Source organism: Termitidicoccus mucosus, from assembly GCF_038725785.1.
Taxonomy (GTDB): domain Bacteria; phylum Verrucomicrobiota; class Verrucomicrobiia; order Opitutales; family Opitutaceae; genus Termitidicoccus; species Termitidicoccus mucosus.
Map to the genome: position 1 here is coordinate 6,069,061 of NZ_CP109796.1, position 13,736 is coordinate 6,082,796.

9 protein-coding genes are annotated in these 13,736 nt (G+C 64.8%); 1 reads left to right on the forward strand and 8 read right to left on the reverse strand.

All coding sequences use genetic code 11. From position 1 onward, the window contains the following. Window positions 1–65: 65 nt before the first annotated feature. From OH491_RS21165 to OH491_RS21200, 8 genes are all read right to left on the reverse strand, one after another. Window positions 66–1,916 (reverse strand): ABC transporter ATP-binding protein, encoded by a 1,851-nt coding sequence (locus tag OH491_RS21165; RefSeq protein WP_068772550.1) that lies wholly within the window; start codon window positions 1,914–1,916, stop codon window positions 66–68. A 96-nt stretch (window positions 1,917–2,012) separates the two neighbouring features. Continuing rightward, the gene (locus OH491_RS21170) at window positions 2,013–2,915 is read right to left on the reverse strand and encodes an ABC transporter permease (RefSeq protein WP_068772549.1); all 903 of its coding nucleotides are present in this window, start codon (window positions 2,913–2,915) and stop codon (window positions 2,013–2,015) included. A gap of 159 nt (window positions 2,916–3,074) precedes the next feature. Then, on the reverse strand, window positions 3,075–4,052 hold the full coding sequence (locus OH491_RS21175) for an ABC transporter permease (protein WP_068772548.1): 978 nt from the start codon (window positions 4,050–4,052) through the stop codon (window positions 3,075–3,077). A 113-nt stretch (window positions 4,053–4,165) separates the two neighbouring features. Then, complete coding sequence (locus tag OH491_RS21180) at window positions 4,166–5,443, reverse strand: lipopolysaccharide biosynthesis protein (RefSeq protein ID WP_068772547.1); 1,278 nt, start codon at window positions 5,441–5,443, stop codon at window positions 4,166–4,168. A gap of 182 nt (window positions 5,444–5,625) precedes the next feature. Beyond that, window positions 5,626–7,770: a hypothetical protein gene (locus tag OH491_RS21185; RefSeq protein ID WP_145929057.1), complete on the reverse strand. Its 2,145-nt coding sequence runs from the start codon at window positions 7,768–7,770 to the stop codon at window positions 5,626–5,628. Continuing rightward, window positions 7,754–9,049 (reverse strand): DUF3142 domain-containing protein, encoded by a 1,296-nt coding sequence (locus tag OH491_RS21190; protein ID WP_068772545.1) that lies wholly within the window; start codon window positions 9,047–9,049, stop codon window positions 7,754–7,756. The genes OH491_RS21185 and OH491_RS21190 overlap by 17 nt, the downstream gene beginning before the upstream one ends. Before the next feature lie 168 nt (window positions 9,050–9,217). Next, window positions 9,218–10,402 (reverse strand): AAA family ATPase, encoded by a 1,185-nt coding sequence (locus tag OH491_RS21195; RefSeq protein ID WP_084442594.1) that lies wholly within the window; start codon window positions 10,400–10,402, stop codon window positions 9,218–9,220. Between the two features lie 254 nt (window positions 10,403–10,656). Beyond that, complete coding sequence (locus OH491_RS21200; protein WP_068772544.1) at window positions 10,657–11,685, reverse strand: phosphate acyltransferase; 1,029 nt, start codon at window positions 11,683–11,685, stop codon at window positions 10,657–10,659. A gap of 229 nt (window positions 11,686–11,914) precedes the next feature. Between OH491_RS21200 and murJ the strand changes: the two genes are divergently transcribed. After that, window positions 11,915–13,534 carry a murein biosynthesis integral membrane protein MurJ gene (gene murJ / locus OH491_RS21205; RefSeq protein WP_342750675.1) on the forward strand — a complete coding sequence of 540 codons (1,620 nt, stop codon included), beginning with the start codon at window positions 11,915–11,917 and terminating at the stop codon, window positions 13,532–13,534. Window positions 13,535–13,736 lie beyond the last annotated feature (202 nt).

Below are 13,736 nucleotides of genomic sequence, written 5' to 3' on the forward strand. Positions count from 1 at the left end.
GAGAGAAAATACTATAAGGGACGGCCTCTTGTAACGCGCCCGCGGGAAGCTCGCGCGATCCGGCTTCACAGTGAGTCTTGGTGCGCGGCTGTGCTGTCCGGGTTGCCCGCGGCGGGCGGGCTTTGGAATTGGCGGTCGTAGAGCGCCTTGTAGGCGGGGCAGTCGCGGTGGAGGCGGTCGTGGGGGCCGGCGGCGAGGATGCGGCCCTCCTCGAAGACGAGGATGGTGCCGGCGTTGCGGATGGTGCTGAAGCGGTGCGCGATGATGAACGTGGTCTTGCCTTGCGCGAGTTCGTCGAGGGCGCGCTGCACCTTGGCCTCGGATTCGGAGTCGAGCGCGGAGGTGGCCTCGTCGAGGATGAGGATGGGCGCGTCGCGCAGGAAGGCGCGGGCGATGGCGATGCGCTGGCGCTGGCCGCCGGAAAGGCGGTCGCCGCGCTCGCCGACGACGGTGTCCCATCCCTGCTCGAGCGCGTGGATGAAGTCGAGGGCATGGGCGCGGCGGGCGGCTTCCTCGACTTCGTCGCGGGTGGCGTCGAGTTTGCCGAGGAGGATGTTGTTGTAGATCGTGTCGTTGAAGAGAATGGGCTGCTGGGAAACGAGGGCGACGCGGCGCCGGAGATCGGCGAGCGAGGCGTCGCGGACGTCGATGCCGTTGACCAGGACGCGGCCGGAGCCGACGTCGTAGAAGCGCGGGATGAGATTGATGAAAGTGGTTTTGCCGGCGCCGCTGGGGCCGACGAGCGCGATGGTCTCGCCGGAGCGGACGGTGACGTTGACATCGCGGAGCACGGGCGCGCCGGCGTCGTAGCCAAAGGTGACATGCTCGAACGCGACCTCGCCCCGCCCGGCGGGAATGGGGCGCGGGGCGGCGGGCTCGGCGACCTCGACGGGGGCGAAGAGGATTTCCTCGATGCGGGCGAGCGCGGCCTCGCCTTGCTTGATGCGGTTGCTGATGCCGCCGAGGCGCTTGACGGGCTCGTAGGCGAAGTAGAGGGCGGCGATGAGCGAGACGACCGCGCTTTGGGTGATGGCGGTCTCGTGGAGCTGGTAGATGGCGATGGAGATGGCGGTGGCGGAGATGATCTCGATGATGGGGGAGAGCATCTTGTCGTATTTCACGACTTTCATCTGCTGGCGGAAAAACTTCCGCACTTCGTCGCGGAAGCGGGAGGTCTCGCGTTCTTCGAGGTTATAGGCGCGGATTTCGCGGGGGGACTGGATGCTCTCGGTCAGGATGGCGTTGAGGTTGCCGGCCTGCGCGAGCATGGAATGGGATTTGCGCCGGAGTTTGCGCCCGATCATGCGGATGGGCAGGACGGCGATCGGAACGGCGAGCAGGCTGGCGATGAAATAGACGGTGCCGGGTTCGTGAACCGCGATCCAGACGATGTAGAAGAGCGCGCCGATGAAGGTGAAGGGCTGGATGAGGATGTCGTTGGTGGTGTCAACGATGACGGACTTCACGTGCGCAGTGTCGCCCGAGACGCGGCTGATGAGGTCGCCGGACTTGTGCTTGCGGAAGAAGTCGAGGTGCAGGGTTTGCAGGTGCGAAAAGACGCGGGTGCGCACCGCCTCGAGGACGCGGATGCCGGCGTAGTTGAGCAGGTAAACATTGCAGAACTGGCAGACTCCGCGGATGGTGAAGGTGAGGGGCAGGAGGATGACGGCGACGAGAAGGACGTATTGCGCGGGGACGATGATGTTGGGCAGCCAGGCGTATTTTTCGTCGGAGACGATGACGAGCCGGGCGAGCTGGCCGGTTTCGGAAGGGAAGAGCGCCGGCAGGACCTTGTTGATCATGAACGGCAGGCCGAAACCGCTGGCGATGCCGTAACCCACGCCGAACAGGATGGCCGCGATGAAGGGCCAGATGACGGCGCGGAGCAGGGAATAATACGGGAGAAATCGCTTCATGCGGGAGGGTTCTGCTGGACGGACGAAAACCGTGTGAGATCGGATGTGGCGGGGCGAATAGATTTTTTTAGGGCGGAATCGGCCGATGCGCCGGGGTCAGTCCTTGGACGAGCGGACGTCGAGCGCGTCGCGCAGGCCGTCGCCAAGGAAATTGAGCGAAAGCAGGGTCAGGGAGAAAATGAAGCCGGGAATCGCAAGGAGCCAGGCGTATTCCTCCATTTTCTCGGCGCCTTCCTTGATCAGCGTGCCCCACGAACTCATGGGCGGCTGCACGCCGAGGCCAAGGAAGCTCAAAAATGCCTCCAACAGCATGACCGACGGGATGGTGAGCGTGATGTAAACGATGATCGGGCCGAGAATGTTGGGCAGGATGTGGCGGAAGATGATGCGACGTTTGCCGAAGCCGAGCGAGCGGGCCGCCTCGATGAACTCCATGCGTTTCACCGCCATGACCTGGCTGCGGACGATGCGCGCCATGGTGAGCCATTCGACCGCGCCGATCGCGGCGAAGAGGAGGTAGATGTTTCGCCCGAAAAAAGTCATCAGCAGGATGACAAAGACGGGGAAGGGGAACGAGTAGATGATGTCCACGGCGCGCATCATGGCGGCATCGAGCCTGCCGCCGAAGTAGCCGGCGACGGCCCCGTAGGTGATGCCGATGACGAGGGCGACAAACGTCGCGCAAAGTCCGACCATGAGCGAGATGCGCCCGCCGGTGAGGATGCGGACGAGCTGGTCGCGCCCGAGGTCGTCGGTGCCCAGCCAATGCGACGCGCTCGGGCCGGCGGCGCCGAGATCGAGGTTTTGCTCCATGTAATCGTAGGGGCTGAGCGCGGGGCCGAAGAGGCAGGGCAGCACGAGGATGACGAGGGTGACGAGGCCGGCCATCGCGAGTTTGTTCTTGCGCAGCCGCAGCCAGGCATCGAGGCCGAGCGAGCGGCCTTTCTCGACCGGCCCGGCGGTTGCCGGCGTGGCGGGGATGGGAGATGCGGCGGACATGGGTGCGGTGCGGGATTTCTCGTTCGGTTTTAATGGCCACAAAGAGGCACAAGAATCACAAAGAAAAACAATTCCATCTTGTGCCTTTTGTGCCTCTTTGTGGCTATTTCATAGGTTTGTTTTTTGTCCCGATTCTTTCTCTTTCTCAAAACATCCGTTCTAGCTTTCCAGCCGCACTTTGGGGTCCATCCATGCCTGCGCGATATCGACGAGGAAGTTGAGGGAGGAAATGAGCAGGCCGTAGAGGATGACCGTGCCCAGGATGAGGGTGTAGTCACGGTTGAAGGCGCTGTTCACGAATTCGCGTCCGAGGCCCGGGATCTGGAAAATCGTCTCGATCACAAACGAGCCGGTGAGGATGTTGGCCACCGCCGGGCCGAGATATGAAACGACGGGCAGCAGGCCGCCACGCAGCGCGTGCTTGCAGATGACGCGCGCCGGGGACGCGCCCTTGGCAATGGCGGTGCGGATGAAATCCTGGCTGAGCACCTCCAGCATGCCGCCGCGGGTGAGGCGCACGATGGGCGCGGCATAGGCGAGCCCGAGGATGAGGCAGGGCAGCACCCGGTCGGAGAGCGAATACCAGCCGGAGGCATTGAAAAGCCGGATGTGGATGGCGAAAACGAGCACCATGACCGGGCCGACCACGAAGGTCGGTATCGAGATGCCCGCCATGCCGAAGGCCGACGCGGCGTAGTCGATCCAGGTGTTGCGGTTCACGGCGGCGACGACACCGAGCGTGATGCCGACGAGGAGGGCGATGGCGAGCGCGGGCACGCCGAGCTGGATGGAGACGGGGAGTTTGTCGGCGATGATTTCGTTGACGGTGCGGTTGGGGTATTTGAAGGACGGGCCGAAATCGATGCCGAAGGCGGCGTTGAAGTCGAAGTCCGGGAAGAGCTTCCGCGGCGCGAAGCGTTTCGGGCAGAGGCTCCAGAGGTAATCGGCGTATTGGGAGGCCAGCGGCTTGTCGAGGCCGTAGTGGGCTTTCAGGTTGGCTTCGATTTCCGGGGTGACGGCTTTCTCGGCGGTGAAAGGGCCGCCGGGCGCGAATCGGCACATGAAGAACGTGAGCGTGACGAGGACGAAGATCGCGAGACAGGTCTGCCAGAATCGTGTGAGAAAAAAATGAAGCATCTCGAAGCGGAGATTAGGAATTAAAAATCAGGAATTAGAAATTAAGAAGTTGAAACTAAAGGCGCCTTTCAAAAACCGGCGGTGCGGTGGCGCGCATTTTTAATTCCTGAATTTTAGCTCCTGATTTCATCCCGTCCCGCCAGCAGCCGTTTGCGCGCCATCGGGCGGTTGAGCAGCCACGGGACGGCCGGCGTGACGAGCAGCCAGCGCAAAAACCACGTCTCGCCGCCAAGCGCGGCGGCGGCGATGCCGCCGCCGACGAGGACCGCCGTGCCGGCCAGATCCACAGGGCCGCAGGCGCGTTCGCGCCGCCCGGCGAGCAGCAGGATATGGAAGAATTGCGCGGTCAGCAGCGCGGCCAGAAAACAGCCCGCGGGCACGATCATGCCGAGCGCCCCGCGATAGGTTTCCGCGATGAGCGGTCCCACCAGAAACGGAGCCACGGCATGCAATACGCCCAGCCCCGCCAGCGCGCACACCGTGTAGCCGGCGGCCACGCGGTCAATCCGCCCCGCCAGCGCCCGGCGTTCGTCCGCCGTCACGCAGGGCGACGCGAAAAGCGACGGCTGGAAATATTGGACAAAAACCACGCCGAGCATCGACGTGACGATGATCGACACATTTCCCGCCAGGGTGAAAAAGCCCGCGCGCTCCGCGTCGAAGAAGCCGGCCATGATCCAGCGGTTTGCCGCCGTCGCGATCCACGATGCCAGCGCCAGCACGACAAACAGCGGGCCTGCAAAGACCGGCGTCAGTTGGTGCCCCGGCTGCCGTTCCGCGGGCGCGGCGGAGGAGGATGCGCGGCATCCGGCGCGCGACGCCCACCATGCCGCGCCCGCGAACACCAGCGCGTGCGCGGCGAATCCCGCCTGCAATGCCGCCAGCGAGCCGCCCGCCGCCATGTAGCACAACGGCGGGACGAAGGAGCGCGAGACCGATCCCGTCACGGTGACGCCGAGGTCGGCCCAATGCGAGCGCTGCGCCTGCAACGCGCCCTGTCCCAGCGCGGCGAACACGAGCGCGGACGCCGCGAGGAACAGCAACCCCGCCGTGCCCCACCACGTCCCGCCGGGGACAAACGCCGCGGCGGCTCCAACCGCCAGCGCGAGCCAAGGCAGTTTTTTCCATGCCGCCGCGGTCACCTCGCGCCTCAGTCCCGCGCGGTCCGGCGAACCGGCCCAATAGCGGACGACAAACTTGACCAATCCCGCATGCACGACCCACATGCCGAGCGGCGCGCAGGAAACAAACACGCCATACGCCCCGTAATCATCGGGGGCGACCAGACGGGTGGCGATGCGCACGCCGGCAATGCCGCAGGCCAGCCCCGCCATCTGGCTGAGCGCGATGGGCAGCAGCCTTTGGCGGATGGAGGCGCTGGAGGGAATCATGGCGGCGCCTAGTGCAATGCGCCGGATGCCTCCATCTCAAGCTGTTTTAGGGCCGCGGCGCGGCTGATAGTGAAGTCAAAGCAAGCGAGCGGGAGGTCTTTCATGTGCACCCGCAGTGATTCGGTCATCGGCCCGGATGGCCGAATCTCTATTCTGTCAGCGGGCATGCGTGATGCGCATCGTTACGGGGCGGACTCCACCACTGTCTCCGCTTTTTCCTCCGGAAACCAATTTCGGGCCGCAGCCTGTTTGCCGAGGCTGGTGTTGCCGCAGCGGATGACGAGCGCTTGATAAAACCGGTTCGCCTCCTTCGGGGCGCGGTTTTTGAGCCAGCCGCCGGCGGTGTTTAGAATGTGCGCGGTTTTGTCGGAATCGTTCGGCATGAGTGATGCCGCCCACCAGCCCAGCTCGGCGGCGCGGAGGCGGTAATGGAAGCGTTTTTCGGGCGGCCTTGCGTTTTCGAGCCGTTCCAATTCATCCGGCGTGGGCGCGCCGGGACCGTTTTCGAGCCGCAATGCAGTGCGCCGCGAGTCGGCTATCCGGCTCCATTCAAAACTGCCGTCCCAGATAAAATAGTCCGGCGCCAGTTCCGTGCCGAGCAGCGCCATGCCGTTTTCGCGGATGTTTTTCGCGGCACGCCAGAACGCCTCCGCCCGTTCGTCAGAGGAAAGCGCGTTATCGAAACCGGCGCGTACATCGGACACGTAATCCTCATAATTCCGGCGCACGGTTTCGGGGAAATATTCTTTGGCGGCGTCCGTCCGGCCGGCGCGGGCCAGGCGGCGTGCGAGCAGGTGGCGAAGCGCGTCGCGCAGCGTTTGCGCGTCTTCCTCCTTGCGCTCCACGGCGACCGAAACGAACCGCCTGTTGTTGGCCTCCGCTGCCTGCGCGCATCGCGGGGTCGCGAACTGTTTCAGCTCATCGAGCGTGAGCACGCGTTCGGCGATGTAGGCGGAATCCTCCCAATGTCCGCCGTGCATGAAGGCGTCGAGCGCGCCGGCGAATTCGCCCCGGCCCATGCGCACGCGGCCCAGTTCGGCCCAGGCGACGGGCCTCGCCTCGCCGATGAGCGCGGGGCTGGACGTCACCGTGGCGAGCAGTTGCTCTCCGGCGGCGGCATCGCCCGCGCGGAGGGCGAGCTTGGCGCGTATCCAGTTTGCGGGGACGGAATCGCCGGGAGCGAGGGCGGCCCATTTTTGCGCCATGTCGAAGAAGCCGGCTTGATAAGCGAGCCACGCGATGCGGTCGGCGTCGGGCACGTCGCGCAGGCCGGCGCTTTCCAGCGCCGCGGCCCAGGCGCGGGACTGGCGCTCGATGCGTTTTTCCGCGCCGCCGTTGTCCCAGAATGGATTCGTGCCGAAGCGGGCGAGGAGATAGAGCGTGACGACGCGGCGGGAGAGTTCGTCACGGGCGAGGACTTGGAGGCGCTCGGCCGCCCCGGTGTCCCCGTCCTCGTTTGTGTGATTGTCGCCCCAGCCGGAGGATTCGAGCAGGGAGCGGACGACGATGCGCAGCGATTCGGTGGCGCGCGTGTCGTCGCCGTTTTTGCATTGTTCGAGATAAAGGTGAATGGCCTTGGCGTGGTCGCCGTTGATGAACCACGCGCGCGCCTCCCAGCCGAGGCTGGCCTGGGCGAGAAAGGAAATGTCGTCGAACCCGGCGGCGGCGGCTTCGCGGGTCTGGCGCAGCCATTTGATGGAGTCGAGCATGGCCCGTTTTTCATCATCCAGATAATAGAGGACGCGTTCTTCACGGTTATCGGGGTTGAGGGTGCGTCCGATCATGTAAGTGGCGTTGACGGTGTAGTGGCGGCGTTCGCCGGCTGGGAGGGCGAGGAGTTGCGTCCAATATTCGCGGGCGACGGGAAAGTCGTCTTTCCAGTAGGCGAAGGCGCCTTTGAGGTAGAGAGCGAACTCGGCGGGCATGTCGTCGGAAAAATGCGGCGTTGTTTTCCAGGCTTTCGCAAAGATCGCGGCGCGGGCGGCTTCGAGTTCGGCGGCGAGGGCGTCAATGCGCGCGGGGGTGCAACCGCGTTTGGCGAGTTCGAGGCGGAGGACGCCGGTCTCGGTGAGTTCGCCGTCGCGCTTGGCGGCGTTGGCGGCGATGATGAGGGCGTCGTTTGGGTTGGCGCGGCCGGTGTCCTTGTCCGGCGGCGCGAGTTTTGCGATCTCGGCGGCGAAGTAGCCTTCGGGCGCGGAGAGGAGGCTGACGCTGCCCTCGGCGAGCCAGGCGTTGGGAAAATCGGGGCCGCAAGCGCGGGCGTTTGCCGCCGCCAGCGCGCACAGGATGAACGCGGCGCGCAAGGGCCCTTTATGGAATGGTTGCATGGATTGAGAATGCGGATGCGATTTTTTCATCTGGGAAATCGAAGCGCAGCCAGCCGATGGCACGGCTGCGTCCGGGGGCGAGTTCGGCGGGGGCGGGGGAGTGGCGGTAAACAAAGAGGACATTGTCCTTGGGAAGATCATAATAACAGTAGTAACCGGCGAGGGTATCGCATGCCGTGGCGCGGCCTCCCGGTGTCCAGATGACGCGCAAGGTTTGCGGGAGCGGCTCGGCGGTCTGGCCGCGGTTGACAATGACGATTTCCGCTAGGCCGGGCTGGGTGCGGTGGATTTCGGCGGACAGTTGGGAGACGATGGGGATGTCTTGGATGACGGCGGCGAAGGTTTCGGCGTTCCATGCGAGACGGTCGCCGGCGACGGGGAGGCGGAACCAGATGATGCCATCGAGGTGGGAGAGGTTTTCGGCGGAGAGTTCACGGGCGAGGCACTGGAGTTCGCGAGGGTTGGCGCGAACGGCGCGGAGTCGCGTGCCGGCGGGCCAGTCGCGAGGGGCTTCGGCGGCGAGGCCGATGAAACGGCCCCCGGTGTCGAAGCCGAGCGTGTAGCCGTAGGTGGGAAGCGCGACGCGGAAACGCGCGCCGGAGGGCCCGGCGCGGGCGGCGAGGGCGTCGGCCCGGCGCGCCCAGGCGAGCACCAGCTTGGGATCACAGAGCGTGAAGGCGGAGTCGATGGACGCGGGTTTTTCCAGCGAGTGGACTTGGAGGACAAAGCCGTCGGCTTCGCGGGCAAGCGCGGTGAAATCCTCCTCGTGTTTCAACCATGAGGGCAGCGCGGTAAAAGTGAGCGGGGTTTGGCCAACAGTGGCGCGGAGGGAGTAGAGAAGTTCGCGATAGCGGGCGAGTTTATGCCCGGGGCAGTCGTAGTCGATTTGGAGTTCAACGGGGACGATTCCGGCGGCGCGGGCGGCGGAGAGGATGGCGGCGGCTTCGGAGGCAATTTGGGATGCGTGGTCGGCGGGTTTTGTTTTTGGAGGGAGAGGATTGATACGGAGGGCGAGAGCGATGGGTTTGCCAAGGGCGGCGAGCGTGGCATGGTCGAGATGCGGGCGGGAGATGCGGGGAGCGTCACCGTGCCATGAGATTTCGGAGGCAAGGAAGCAGCAGGTGTTGATGTGGTCGCGTGAGGAGTGGATGGCGGCATCGAGCGCGGGCGAGGGCTGGCGCTGCCAGACGTAGGCGTCGTGCGTCCAAGTGGCGGCGGGCGCGATACACCCGGGGGCGGCGAGCAACAAAAGGGCGGCAATGCGATGGAGTCCGGCCATACGACGTGAAGCATGGGCACGCTGCATGAAGCGAGTATGAAGCCGGCGTGAAATCGGCGAGAAATGTGACGCGGGAGCGCGTTTCACGCACACCCGTTGCGGTTCGGATGCCGGCCGGCGCACACCGCGCGCGGCTGGCTTCAACTTAAACTGGCCGCTGCCGCGGCCTCAGAAGGCCGAGAGCAACTGGCCGAGGTCCACGTGGTCGGTGATGAGGCGTTTGATGACGGGGATCTTGTCCGTGTCCTGCGGCTGCGTCTTCACCGTCATGCCGTGGATTTTCGAGGTGATGGCAAAACATTCCTGTTTCGCGGCGATGACGGGGATGTCGGTCTGCTCCAGCAGGTCGAGGAGCGTCGGGTGCGGCGGGATGTCGTTGGTGAGGATGAGGCCGGCGATGGTTTTTTCACCGGAGAGGCGCGAACTCGACACCGCCGCGAGGATGATGTCGTCGCGGTCGCCGGGCGTGATGATGACCACGCCGGGCCGGAGATACTCGACCACGCCTTTCGCGGTCATCGCGCCCACGATGACGCGCTCGGCGCGGTGTTTGTGCGCGCCCGCGCGGCCGTTGAGCCACCTGCCGCCGATTTCCTCCGCGATTTGCGCGATGCTCGGCGTGGAGAGCATCGATTGCACGGGGAGCACGCCGAGGAGCGGGACGCCGTGGCGCTTGAGCGCGGCCCCGGCGTATTCGGAAATCAATGACATCTTGTCCGGCTCGACCTTGTTGAGGATGGCGCCGATGACTTCCACGCCGGCCTGGTCGAAGAGGGCCTTGTTGAGCGCGATCTCGTCCACGGGGCGTCCGATGCCGCCGGGGGTGACCATGACGACCTTGGCGTTGAGGAGGCGGGCGACGCTGGCGTTGGAAAGGTCGAACACGGCGCCGACGCCGGCGTGCCCGGTGCCCTCGATGAGGGTGAAATCCTTTTCCCAGGACACGCGGTCGAAGGCGCGGCAGATCTTGTCCTCGAGTTCGGGGCGGAGCTTGTCGGGGTTTTTCAGGTAGCGGCGCGTGAAGGTGCTGTCGATGGTGATGGGGCTCATGCTCTCGATGGGCACGCGCACCTGGTAGATTACATCGAGGAGGTAGGAATCCTCGTCCACTTGCAGGCCGCCCACATCGACGAAGCGCTGGCCGACCGGCTTGATGAAGCCGACGCGGGGATAGAGCGACTGGAGCGCGGCGTAGAGGCCGAGGCAGGTGGTGGTCTTGCCGTCGTTCATGCGCGTGGCCGCGACGAAGATGCGCTTCGTCTCGGTGTTGGTGGGTTTGTGCAGGAGCGGGAGCGGCGGTTGTTTGAAGGGGTTGGGCGAGGGGACGGCGGGCGGTGTCGGTTCTTCGGACATGTCAGTGGTGTGTGGCGGGTGGTAGAAATCCTGAATCACGAAATCCCAAAAAGAAGGGTTCCTCGCTATTTTGATGGCTGTTTTTCATGGCAAAGAAGCCAAACCAAGTCACAGAGCACACAGAGCTCCGACACAGAGTCCACAGAGGTTTGATTTTGAACTTCCTCCGTGTCCTCTGTGTCCGCGCTCCGTGAACTCTGTGACTAAAATAATCGGACTTTTCATCGAAAATAGCGACGAACCAAAAGGAAGTTTCATCCTCCATAAAGCAGTTCCCTGTTGATGGCCTGGCAGCCGACGATGGCGGCGGCGCCGAAGACGTCATGGGCGCTGGAACCGCGGCTGATTTCGGCGGCGGGACGGCTCAGGCCGGTGAGGATTTGCCCGAACGCGTTCGAGCCGGCGAGGATGTTGACGAGCTTGCAGGCGATGTTGCCGCTGGCGAGATCGGGGAAGATGAGGACGTTGGCGCGGCCGGCGACGGGGCCGGTGAGATTTTTTGTCTGCGCGGTGATCTGGTCGAGGGCGGCGTCGGCCTGGAGTTCGCCATCGATCTCGATGGCGAGGCTGGCGGCGCGGGCCTTGGCGCGGGCGAGTTCGGTGGCGGCGCGCATCTTGATGAGCGAGGGGTGTGTGGAATCGCCTTTCGTGGCCCAGCTGAGCATGGCGACGCGGGGCGTCTCGTTGGTGAGGTGGTGCGCGATGCCGGCGGTGGTGATGGCGATGTCGGCGAGCTGCTGCGAGGTGGGCTCGGGGATGACGCCGCAGTCGGCGAAGAAGAGCGAGCCGTCGCTGCCGATCTTGTGCTCGTCGAAGTCGATGATGGTGAGCGAGGCGACGGTCTGCGCATGCTCATGTTTGGGAATGATTTGAAAGAGCGGGCGCAGGGCGCTGGAAGCGGTGCGGGTGGCGCCGCCGACGAGTCCGTCAGCCTGGCTGCCGGCGAGCATCATGGTGCCGTAATAGCTGGTGTCCTTGAGCGTTTCGCGGGCTTGGTCGAGGGTCATGCCCTTGGCCTGGCGCAGCTCGGCAAGCTGGCGGGCAAAGGGTTCGAAATCCTCGCTGTGCTCGGGGTCGATGATGCGCATGCCTTGGAGGTTGAGATCGAGGCGGGAGGCGGTGGCCTTGATGGAGGCGCGGTTGCCGAGCAGGATGGGCGCGCCCATGCGGCGCGTTACCCATTGGCGCGCGGCTTGCAGGATGCGAGGGTCGTTGCCTTCGGGAAAAACGATGCGCTTGGGGTGGCGCTGGAGTTTTTCGGTGAGTTTGGGGATGATTGGCATATGATGTCTCGAAGCGCAGAGGGTGGGCGCACCGCGCCAAAGCGTCAATGCCGGGGCGCTTCATAATATTGTAACAAAGGGCGGAGGCCCGATTGGTTTCCTCATTGTTCCCTTTTTTCTTCTTTCTCTTTCGGCAGGAACGAGCAGGGAGAGGAGAAAGAGGAAAGAGAAAGAACCAAGAAGAAAGATTGCCTGGGCGGGGGCGGACGGGGACATAGTTTGGGCGGACGTGGACAAAAACCTGCGCAAATTCGAAATGGCCTCGGTCGCCGTGGTGTCGGCGGCCACCTTGGCGTCGCGCGTGCTCGGGCTCGTACGCGACAGCCTCACGGCGGCGGTGTTCGGGACGAGCGGGTTGCTGTCGGCGTTTTTCACCGCGTTTCAACTGCCCAATCTATTTCGGCGGCTGCTCGGCGAGGGGGCGCTGACGGCGGCGTTTGTGCCGACGCTCAACGAGGAGCTGGAGCGGCGGCAGCGCGAGGGGGCGTTCCGGCTGGTCAACGAGGTGGCGAGCTGGCTGCTCGTGGTGTCGGCGGCGGTGGTCGGGGCGGCGATGGTGTTTTTCAGCCAGCCGGCGTGGATCGAGGCGGCGGCGCGGGCGTTCGGCGGCGATGACGACACGGTGGCGCGCTGGCTGGCGAGCGGGGGGATGACGGTGGTGCTTTTCCCGTATCTGGTCTTCGTGTGCCTGGCCGCGGTATTCAGTTCGGCACTACAGACGCTGGGGCGCTTCCTGGAGCCGGCGGTGTCGCCGGTCTGGCTCAATGTCGCGATGATCGCCGCGCTGGTCATCGGCTGGAAATGCTGGCCGGGCGAGGCGGGAGGGGCGGACAGCGCGCGGATGCGGGTGCTGTGCGCGGGCGTGCTCGTCGGCGGCGCGGGGCAGATGGTGCTGCCGGCGTGGGCGCTGATGCGCCACGGATGGCGCCCGCGTTTCGCGCTGGCGCTGAGCGGGCCGGTGCGGGCGATTTTCCGGCTGATGGCGCCGACGGTGCTGGGCTCGGCGGTTTATCTCATCAACATGACCGTGTCGCGTTTCATCGGGCTGTCGCTCAACGACAGCGCGGTGGCGCTGCTGAATTTCGCGCAGCGGCTGATGGAGCTGCCCATCGGCGTGTTTGCGGTGGCGGTCTCGACGGTGGTCTTTCCGTTGATTTCGCGGCGCGCGGCGCAGGGCGACACGGAGGGCATGGCGGCGGCTTATCAGAAGGGGATGCGGCTGATCCTGCTGGTCAACGTGCCGGCGGCGGCCGGGCTGGCGGTGCTGGCGGTGCCGCTGATCCGCGTGCTGTTTCAACGCGGCGCGTTTGCCGCCGGAGACACGCTGGCGATGGCGCCGGTGCTGGCGGTGTGCGCCGCGGGGCTGCCGTTTTTTTCGTTCGTGAACCTGATGCTGCGGGCGTTTTACGCGCGCAAGGACACGCGGACGCCGGTGGTCGCGGCGGTGCTGAGCTTCGTGGTGAACCTGGCGCTGAGCCTCGTGTTGATGCGGCGGTTCGGGACGGCGGGTCTGGCGGCGGCGGGCAGCGTGGCGATCGTGGCGCAGGCGTTGTTCCTGCAAGTCCGGCTGACGGCGGCGGAGGAGCGGCTGGCGTTTCGTTTCGTGCGGCGCGACCTCGGCAAAATCATCGCGGCGAGCGCGGCGATGGGCGCGCTGGTGTGGGGCGGCTGGCGCGCATGGGCGGCGTGCGCGGGCGAGGGCTCGAAGTGGGCCGACGCGGCCGGGCTGGCACTGATGATCGCGGCGGGCGTGGCGGTTTACGGCGCGCTGGTGTGGCTGCTGCGCGTGGAGGACCGCGAGGAACTGGCGGGGATGGTGATGCGCAAGTTTGGAAAAAACAAAATTTGAACAGAAGGAAACGGAGACAACGAAGGACGGCCAAGCGGTGGAGGAGCTTCTAAAAAATCCCTTTTACCGCGAAGGACGCGAAGGATGCGAAGACTGAAAAAACGCGGAAATCTTATTAAAAACCATGATTGCCGTATTTCCATCTTCGCGCTCTTCGCGTCCTTCGCGGTTAATTTTTGAACATCCCCTGGGTCCAAATCTC

Coding starts and splice junctions, on each gene's coding strand:
- OH491_RS21190 (WP_068772545.1), bottom strand. CDS start 9,049: ATGGCCGGACTCCATCGCATTGCCGCCCTTTTGTTGCTCGCCGCCCCC.
- OH491_RS21185 (WP_145929057.1), bottom strand. CDS start 7,770: ATGCAACCATTCCATAAAGGGCCCTTGCGCGCCGCGTTCATCCTGTGC.
- OH491_RS21200 (WP_068772544.1), bottom strand. CDS start 11,685: ATGCCAATCATCCCCAAACTCACCGAAAAACTCCAGCGCCACCCCAAG.
- OH491_RS21180 (WP_068772547.1), bottom strand. CDS start 5,443: ATGATTCCCTCCAGCGCCTCCATCCGCCAAAGGCTGCTGCCCATCGCG.
- OH491_RS21170 (WP_068772549.1), bottom strand. CDS start 2,915: ATGTCCGCCGCATCTCCCATCCCCGCCACGCCGGCAACCGCCGGGCCG.
- OH491_RS21195 (WP_084442594.1), bottom strand. CDS start 10,402: ATGTCCGAAGAACCGACACCGCCCGCCGTCCCCTCGCCCAACCCCTTC.
- OH491_RS21165 (WP_068772550.1), bottom strand. CDS start 1,916: ATGAAGCGATTTCTCCCGTATTATTCCCTGCTCCGCGCCGTCATCTGG.
- OH491_RS21175 (WP_068772548.1), bottom strand. CDS start 4,052: ATGCTTCATTTTTTTCTCACACGATTCTGGCAGACCTGTCTCGCGATC.